This window comes from Kitasatospora sp. NPDC089509, from assembly GCF_044749365.1.
Taxonomy (GTDB): Bacteria; Actinomycetota; Actinomycetes; order Streptomycetales; family Streptomycetaceae; genus Kitasatospora.
This window is the reverse complement of record NZ_JBIVHS010000031.1, coordinates 106,414-113,507: the sequence shown is the minus strand read 5'-3', so window position 1 is coordinate 113,507 and position 7,094 is coordinate 106,414. Positions and strand designations below refer to the sequence as shown.

8 protein-coding genes and 3 tRNA genes are annotated in these 7,094 nt (G+C 74.7%); 7 read left to right on the top strand and 4 right to left on the bottom strand.

What is annotated here, in order from left to right; genetic code table 11:
* Positions 1–239 precede the first annotated feature (239 nt).
* Positions 240–1,160, top strand: coding sequence for a zinc-binding dehydrogenase (locus ACIP4P_RS39760; RefSeq protein WP_400927742.1), 921 nt, complete (start codon positions 240–242; stop codon positions 1,158–1,160).
* Between the two features lie 22 nt (positions 1,161–1,182).
* Positions 1,183–2,226 carry an alpha/beta hydrolase family protein gene (locus ACIP4P_RS39755; RefSeq protein WP_400927739.1) on the top strand — a complete coding sequence of 348 codons (1,044 nt, stop codon included), beginning with the start codon at positions 1,183–1,185 and terminating at the stop codon, positions 2,224–2,226.
* 58 nt (positions 2,227–2,284) lie between these two features.
* On the opposite strand, the gene ACIP4P_RS39750 is transcribed toward ACIP4P_RS39755, so the two are convergent.
* From ACIP4P_RS39750 to ACIP4P_RS39735, 4 genes are all read right to left on the bottom strand, one after another.
* Positions 2,285–2,361: transfer RNA gene (locus ACIP4P_RS39750), tRNA-Phe, on the bottom strand.
* A gap of 27 nt (positions 2,362–2,388) precedes the next feature.
* Positions 2,389–2,462, bottom strand: a tRNA-Asp gene (locus ACIP4P_RS39745).
* A gap of 56 nt (positions 2,463–2,518) precedes the next feature.
* A tRNA-Glu gene (locus ACIP4P_RS39740) sits at positions 2,519–2,591 on the bottom strand.
* Between the two features lie 114 nt (positions 2,592–2,705).
* Entirely contained in the window at positions 2,706–3,047 is a 342-nt protein-coding gene (locus ACIP4P_RS39735) for a metallopeptidase family protein (RefSeq protein ID WP_400927754.1), read from the bottom strand.
* A gap of 70 nt (positions 3,048–3,117) precedes the next feature.
* On the opposite strand from ACIP4P_RS39735, the gene crcB (ACIP4P_RS39730) reads away from it, so the two are divergent.
* The 5 genes from crcB (ACIP4P_RS39730) to ACIP4P_RS39710 form a co-directional block, all read left to right on the top strand.
* Positions 3,118–3,600, top strand: coding sequence for a fluoride efflux transporter CrcB (crcB, locus tag ACIP4P_RS39730; protein WP_400927736.1), 483 nt, complete (start codon positions 3,118–3,120; stop codon positions 3,598–3,600).
* Positions 3,597–3,980 carry a DUF190 domain-containing protein gene (locus ACIP4P_RS39725; RefSeq protein WP_400927733.1) on the top strand — a complete coding sequence of 128 codons (384 nt, stop codon included), beginning with the start codon at positions 3,597–3,599 and terminating at the stop codon, positions 3,978–3,980. The genes crcB (ACIP4P_RS39730) and ACIP4P_RS39725 overlap by 4 nt, the downstream gene beginning before the upstream one ends.
* Positions 3,977–4,351 (top strand): fluoride efflux transporter CrcB, encoded by a 375-nt coding sequence (crcB, locus tag ACIP4P_RS39720; protein WP_400927730.1) that lies wholly within the window; start codon positions 3,977–3,979, stop codon positions 4,349–4,351. The genes ACIP4P_RS39725 and crcB (ACIP4P_RS39720) overlap by 4 nt, the downstream gene beginning before the upstream one ends.
* A gap of 407 nt (positions 4,352–4,758) precedes the next feature.
* Positions 4,759–5,160, top strand: coding sequence for a hypothetical protein (locus ACIP4P_RS39715; protein WP_400927727.1), 402 nt, complete (start codon positions 4,759–4,761; stop codon positions 5,158–5,160).
* 192 nt (positions 5,161–5,352) lie between these two features.
* On the top strand, positions 5,353–7,094 hold a 1,742-nt coding region (locus ACIP4P_RS39710; protein WP_400927724.1), incomplete at its 3' end, for a DEAD/DEAH box helicase.

Sequence of the window (7,094 nt, the reverse complement as noted above, 5' to 3'; positions counted from 1 at the left end):
AGTCTGAAAATCACCCGTCACGCCCCTCTCCGCACCCACCCCCTCCACCGCCCCCTCCCGCAGCGCGTCCCTCTCGCCTGGAGTGGTTCGTGGGGGTGGGTGCGTGGGCGCGCGGGGCGGGGCCCGCGCGCCCGTGGGCGGGGGTGACAGCTGGGGGTTGTCGTCGGGGGCGGGTGGTTGTTGGACCGGGGGGTGCCGGGGGCGGTGGGGTGGGGGCAGCCGAGTGGAGGAGTGCGGGGATGAAGGCGCTGGTGGCGACGGGTGTGGCGGGGGAGCCGGTGCGGTTCGCGGAGGTGGAGCAGCCGCGGCCGGGGCCCGGGGAGGTGCTGGTGAAGGTGGAGGCCTTCTCGGTGAACCGGGGCGAGACCTTCCAGCTGGAGGCGCCCCGGGCCGGGTGGCGGCCGGGGAAGGACGTCGCCGGGCTGGTGGTGCAGGCCGCCGCCGACGGGTCGGGGCCGGCCGTGTGCCGGCGGGTGGTGGGGCATCCGCCGGCGGGTGGGTGGGCCGAGTACGTGTGCGTGCCCGCGTCCTCGCTGGCCGAGCTGCCCGACAGCCTGGACGCCGTCCGGGCCGCCGCGCTGCCGTTGGCCGGGCTCACCGCGCTGCGGCTGCTGCGCACGGTGGGGGCGGTGGCCGGGCGGCGGGTGCTGCTGACCGGGGCGTCCGGGGGAGTGGGGCACTACGTCACCGAGCTGGCCGCTGCGGCCGGGGCCGAGCTGACCGTGGTCACGGCCTCGCCCGAGCGTGGTCGTCGGCTCGTCGAGCTGGGGGCGGCCGAGGTGGTGCACGAGGTGGGGGCGGCGCGCGGTCCGTACGACCTGGTGCTGGAGTCCACCGGTGGCGCCGCCCTGCCGCTGGCGCTGGCCCGGTTGGCCCGGCGCGGCACCCTGGTCTGGTTCGGCCAGGCCTCCCGCACGCCCGTCACGCTGGACTTCTTCGACTTCTTCAAGGGCCCCGAGTCGGCCACCCTGCGGCACTTCCACTACGCCGACTCCGACGTCCCGGACGGCGCGGACCTGGCCGTCCTGGTGCGGCTGGCCGCGGCCGGCCGGCTGACCCCGGAGATCGGCCGGGTCGCGTCCTGGGAGCGGACCGCGACCACCCTCACCGACCTGCGCGACCGCCGGATCCGCGGCAAGGCCGTGCTGACCGTCGCCTGACCCAGACAAGGAACCAACCACCATGTCCTTCTTCGACACCCCCGACCAGCTGCCCGCGTTCGTCGAGGTGAACCGCCCGCGCGCCCACGGGGCCGGGCTCGACCTCTACGAGTACGACCGGGCGACCGCCGGGCTGACCTCCCTGCTGGACTGGCCCGCGGCCTTCGGCGCCGTCGGGCAGCACCACCTGGACGAGGCCGTCCGGGCCGCCGCCGAGGGTCGGACGGTCACCGCCGGGGCCGGCTACCGCTGCGCCGCCCGCTGGTTCCACGCCGCCGGACTGCTGCCGCACCCCGACCGGGCCGCCGCCGCCCGGCTGGCCACCGCCGCCGACGAGGCGATGCGGGCGTCACTGGCGCTGCTGGAGCCGGACGCCCGGCGGGTCGAGGGCGAGGGCTTCGCGGGCTGGCTGCGCCGCCCGGCGGCGGACGGCGCCGCCCCGGTGGTGCTGGTGGTGCCGGGCATGGACTCCTCGAAGGAGGAGTTCCACGCGCTCGTCGACGCCCTGCTGGCCCGCGGCGTCGCCGTGCTGGCGATCGACGGGCCCGGCCAAGGCGTCCTGGCCGCCGACAGTGCGCCGGAGCCGGACTACCACCGGGTGGTCGGCCGGGCCCTGGACGCGCTCGCCGCCCACGACGGACTGGACCTGGCCCGCGCCGCCGTGGTCGGCCTCAGCCTGGGCGGCTACTACGCCGCGGTGGCCGCCGCCCACGAGCCGCGGCTGCGCGCCGCCGTGACGGTCAGCGGGCCGTACCGGCTGGACTGGGACGCCCTGCCCCCGTTCGTCACCGACACCCTGGTCCAGCGCTGCGGCACCCCCGAGGCGGCCCGGGCCTTCGCCGCCCGGCTGGACCTGACCGACCTGGCCCCGGCGATCACCCTGCCGCTGCTGGTGGTCGAGGGCGGCGAGGACCGCATCCCCGGCGTCACCAACGCCACCGTCCTCGCCCGGCACGCCCTGAACGCCGAGCTCCTGCTCGTCCCGCACGGCAACCACCTGCTCGGCACCGCCCTCCCCGACTGGCTCCCCACCACCGCGGACTGGCTCGCCACCCGCCTCGCCTGACGGCTGGTCACGGATACGCGAGAAGCCCCGGAGAGTGATCTCTCCGGGGCTTCATCGATGGTGGCCAGGGCCGGGGTCGAACCGGCGACCTTCCGCTTTTCAGGCGGACGCTCGTACCAACTGAGCTACCTGGCCGTACTGCACCGTCTCTTGCGAGACGAGCGATCCCGACGGGACTTGAACCCGCGACCTCCACCTTGACAGGGTGGCGAGCTAACCAACTGCTCCACGGGACCTGGTAGTGGCGAACCACTAACGGTCTTGCCGCACTGCACTTTACTACGGTACTGCGTGCCCCCAACGGGATTCGAACCCGTGCTACCGCCTTGAAAGGGCGGCGTCCTGGGCCACTAGACGATGAGGGCTTGTGGTCCGTTCGGCTGTTTCCAGCGTTCCCGGGGACGTCGAGAAGCATATGGGATGCAGGGCCGATCGCCAAAACGGGTTTGGGCCGGGTGGGGGTGGGGCGTCCGGTGGGGTCAGGACCAGCCGAGTTCGTCGAGCTCGTGGTCGTCGAAGCCGAAGTGGTGGGCGACCTCGTGGATGACGGTGGTGCGGACCTCCTCGACCACCTGTTCGCGGGTGGCGCAGTGGCGCAGGGTGGGGCCGCGGTAGATCAGGATCCGATCGGGCAGGACGCCCGCGTACCACTCGCCGCGCTCGGTGAGCGGGGTGCCCTCGTAGAGGCCGAGGAGCTCGGGGTCGTTCGGGTCGGGTTCGTCCTCGACGAAGATCGCCACGTTGTCCATCATCGCGGCGAGCTGCGGGGGGATCTGGTCCAGGGCGTCACTGACCAGCGTCTCGAACTCTTCCCGGGTCATCTCCACCGGATCATTGTCGGGTCTGGGGTGACGGTGTGCCAGGCGGTGGACGCCGGTGTTTGATGGGTTGGTGACGACCTCGGAGGACGCGTTGGACGACCCCGCGGCCGGTGCGGTGGCGGGCCCGGCGCCCGGACGTGCGCCGGTGCTGCGCGGGCAGGGGCCCGCGGTGGCCGTGATCGCGCTGGGCGGGGCGATCGGGGCGCTGGCCCGGTACGCGGCCGGGCTCGGCTGGACGACCGGGCCGTCGGCCTTCCCGTGGACGACGCTGCTGATCAACGTGGTCGGCTGCGCGGTGATCGGGGCGTTCCTGGTGGTGGTCACCGAGGGGCGCCCGGCGCATCCGCTGCTGCGGCCGTTCTTCGGCACCGGGGTGCTGGGCGGGTTCACCACCTTCTCGACGTACGCGGTGGACATCCGCCGACTGCTGGAGGCCGGGCGGCTCGGGCCCGGGCTGGCGTACCTGGGGCTGACGCTGCTGGGCGCGCTGGGCGCGGTGTGGGCGGCGGCGACGCTGACCCGGCGGCTGATCCACCGGGGCGGTGCCCGGTGAGCCGGCTGGCCGGGCCGGCGCTGCGGCTGACCGTCCTGGTGGGGGAGAGCGACACCTGGCACCACCGGCCGCTGTACAGCGAGGTCGTGCACCGGGCGCGGGCGGCCGGGCTGGCCGGGGCCAGTGTGTTCCGCGGGATCGAGGGGTTCGGCGCCTCCTCGCTGGTGCACACGGCGCGGCTGCTGTCGCTGAGCGAGGACCTGCCGGTGGCGGTGGTGATCGTGGACGAGGAGGAGCGGGTGCGGGGGTTCCTGCCGCAGCTGGAGGAGCTGGTCGAGGAGGGTCTGGTGCTGCTGGACCGCTGCGAGGTGGTCCGTTACGCGGGCCGGGGTGTCGGCGGTGTCGACGGCGTCGACGGCGTCGGCGGGGGAGCGGAGTGAACTGGCTGCTGGTGGTGGCGGGCGCGGTGGTCGGCGCTCCGCTGCGGTACCTGACCGATCGGGCGGTGCAGTCCCGGCACGACTCGGTGTTCCCGTGGGGGACCTTCACGGTGAACGTGTTCGGCTGTCTGGTGCTCGGGCTGCTGACCGGGGCGGTGGCGGCCGGGGCGGCCTCCTCGCACGTCCAACTGCTGGTCGGGACGGGCTTCTGCGGGGCGCTGACCACCTATTCGACCTTCTCGTACGAGACCCTGCGGCTGGCCGAGTCCGGGGCCGGGCGGTACGCGCTGGCGAACGTGGCCGGCAGTCTGGCGGCCGGGCTGGTCGCGGTGTACGCGGGGGCGGAGCTGGCCTCGGCGCTGTGGGGCTGAGGCCGGTCGGCGGCTCCCGGGCCGGGCCGGGGCTCCCGGGTCCGAGAAACGTTTCGCCGACCGAGAACCGCGCCGTCGACCCGTGTCCCCGTGCGCCCGGCGCGCGTTGGGCACCGAAAGCGGCCGCGCGCCAGTGGGCGGCCCGGGTGGGGCGGTGGAGAGGGAGCTCGGTGGCTTCGGTGCGTTCGGGAGCGGTGGTACGGGCGGCGGCGGTGCTGGCGGTGGCCGGGCTGGGGTTGACCGGGTGCATGTCGGTCGGTCCGGCGGCGGAGGAGAAGCACGGCGGGGTCGCGCCGGTCGGGCAGGCCGGACCGGCGGGGAGGCCGGGGGCGACGGGCGGCCCCTCGGCCCAGCCGGGGGCCGGACACCCCGGGGGCGCGTCGGGGCGCACGGAGCACCAGGGGGGCTTGCAGGCCGAGAACGCGCCGGCCGGGGCCACGGCCCCCGCTCCGGGAGCGCCGGCGCCCGGCGCGGACGGCGTGCTGGCCGGGGTGGTCCCGGTGCCGGGGGCGCCCGCTCCCGAGGGCGCGCCGGGTGGCGGCGCGTCCGGCGGAGCGAACAGCAGCCCCGCACCCCACCCGGGCTCCTCGGCCGGTGGCACGGCGGGCTCCGGCGGGACCAGCGGCACCGGTGAGGGCCGTTCCGGCGGCGGTTCGGCCGGGACCCCGTCGGCCACCCCGAGCGGCCGCCCGTCCGGCTCCCCGGAGCCCGAGCGCACCACTCCCGCCGCGACCGTCCCGCCGGGCCCGGAGCCCTCGACCGGCAGCTCCGGTTCCTCGGCCCCGAGCCCGCACGCGGGTACGCATTAGCGGGCTGGCCAGGGCATTTGCCTCTGATCCCGAGGTTCGTCTATGGTGGTAGATCGTTCGTTTGATTCATTTGATTGGCGCCCTATTCCCCGGCGCCCTTGGCGCGTTCCGGCGATCCGTGGCTGACCGCATAGAGGCGGTTGTGAAACAGAACCCCGGACTTTGGCGCGTGCCACTTCCGGAAGGTTTTGCATGTCTCTCGTTGACGACGCCCGCTTCGCCATGCCCGCGAACGAGGCTGCCGCCGATGTCTCCGACACCACCGACACCACCGAACTGACCGCCGAGGCCGCCGAGCTGGCCGCCGAGGTCACCGAGACCGCCGTCGAGGCCACCGAGGAGCCGGCGGAGGCCGCCGAGCCCACGATCACCTTCGGCGACCTGGGCCTGCACGACGACGTCGTGCGCGCCCTCGCCAAGCGCGGCGTCACCACCCCGTTCCCGATCCAGGCCGCGACCATCCCGGACGCCCTGGCCGGCAAGGACGTGCTGGGCCGCGGCCGCACCGGCTCCGGCAAGACCCTCAGCTTCGGCCTGCCGCTGCTGACCCGCCTGGCCGACGGCGAGCGCACCAAGCCCAAGCACCCGCGCGGCCTGATCCTGGTCCCGACCCGTGAGCTGGCCATGCAGGTGGCCGACGCCCTGGAGCCGTTCGGCTCGGTCCTCGGCCTCAAGCTCAAGGTCGTCTGCGGCGGCACCTCGATGTCCAACCAGATCTACGCGCTGGAGCGCGGTGTCGATGTCCTGGTCGCCACCCCCGGCCGTCTGCGCGACCTGCTGAACCGCGGCTCCGCCAAGCTGGCCGACGTCAAGACCGTCGTCCTCGACGAGGCCGACCAGATGGCCGACATGGGCTTCCTGCCCGAGGTCACCGAGATCCTCGACCAGGTGCCGGCCGGCGGCCAGCGCCTGCTGTTCTCCGCCACCCTGGAGAACGAGATCGACACCCTGGTCAAGCGCTACCTGAAGAACCCGGTCACCCACGAGGTCGACCCGTCGGCCGGCGCGGTCACCACCATGACCCACCACATCCTCGTGGTGAAGCCCAAGGACAAGGCGCCGATCACCAACGCGATCGCCGCCCGCAAGGGCCGCACGATCATCTTCGTCCGCACCCAGATGGGCGCCGACCGGGTCGCCGAGCAGCTGATCGAGGCCGGTGTGAAGGCCGACGCGCTGCACGGCGGCATGACCCAGGGCGCCCGTACCCGCGTCCTCGGCGACTTCAAGGACGGCTACGTCAACGTCGTCGTCGCCACCGATGTCGCCGCCCGCGGCATCCACGTCGACGGCATCGACCTGGTCCTCAACGTGGACCCGGCCGGCGACCACAAGGACTACCTGCACCGCTCCGGCCGCACCGCCCGGGCCGGCCGCTCCGGCGCCGTCGTCACCCTGGTGCTGCCGCACCAGCGCCGCGGCGTGTTCCGCCTGATGGAGGACGCGGGCGTCGACGCCAGCCGCCACATCCTGGACCACGCCTTCGACGCCGAGGTCGCCAAGATCACCGGCGCCCGCTCGCTCACCGAGGTCCAGGCCGAGAGCGCGGCCGGCATCGCCGGTGCCGCCGAGCGCGAGCTCGCCGACATGACCCGCCAGCTGGAGCGCGCGCAGCGCCGCGCCACCGAGCTGCGCGAGGAGGCCGACCGCCTCGCCGCCCGTGCGGCGCGCGAGCGGGCCGAGCTGGGCATCGAGGACGAGGCCCCGGCCGAGGCCGAGGAGGCCGGTGCGGAGACCGCCCAGGCCGAGGCCGTCGTCGAGGCTCCGGCCGCGGCGCCGCAGTCGGAGGAGCGCGCCCCGTCCTACCGCGAGGCCCGCAGCGAGCGTCCGGCCTTCACCCGTGACCGGGACCGTGACGACCGCCGTTCCGGTGGTTTCGGCGGTGGCCGTGACCGCGACCGTGACGACCGCCGCTCCGGTGGTTTCGGCGGTGG

What these genes read in the sequence shown, in the direction of transcription:
- ACIP4P_RS39760 (WP_400927742.1), top strand. Translation starts at nt 240, where the DNA reads ATGAAGGCGCTGGTGGCGACGGGTGTGGCGGGGGAGCCGGTGCGGTTC.
- ACIP4P_RS39755 (WP_400927739.1), top strand. Translation starts at nt 1,183, where the DNA reads ATGTCCTTCTTCGACACCCCCGACCAGCTGCCCGCGTTCGTCGAGGTG.
- ACIP4P_RS39735 (WP_400927754.1), bottom strand. Translation starts at nt 3,047, where the DNA reads ATGACCCGGGAAGAGTTCGAGACGCTGGTCAGTGACGCCCTGGACCAG.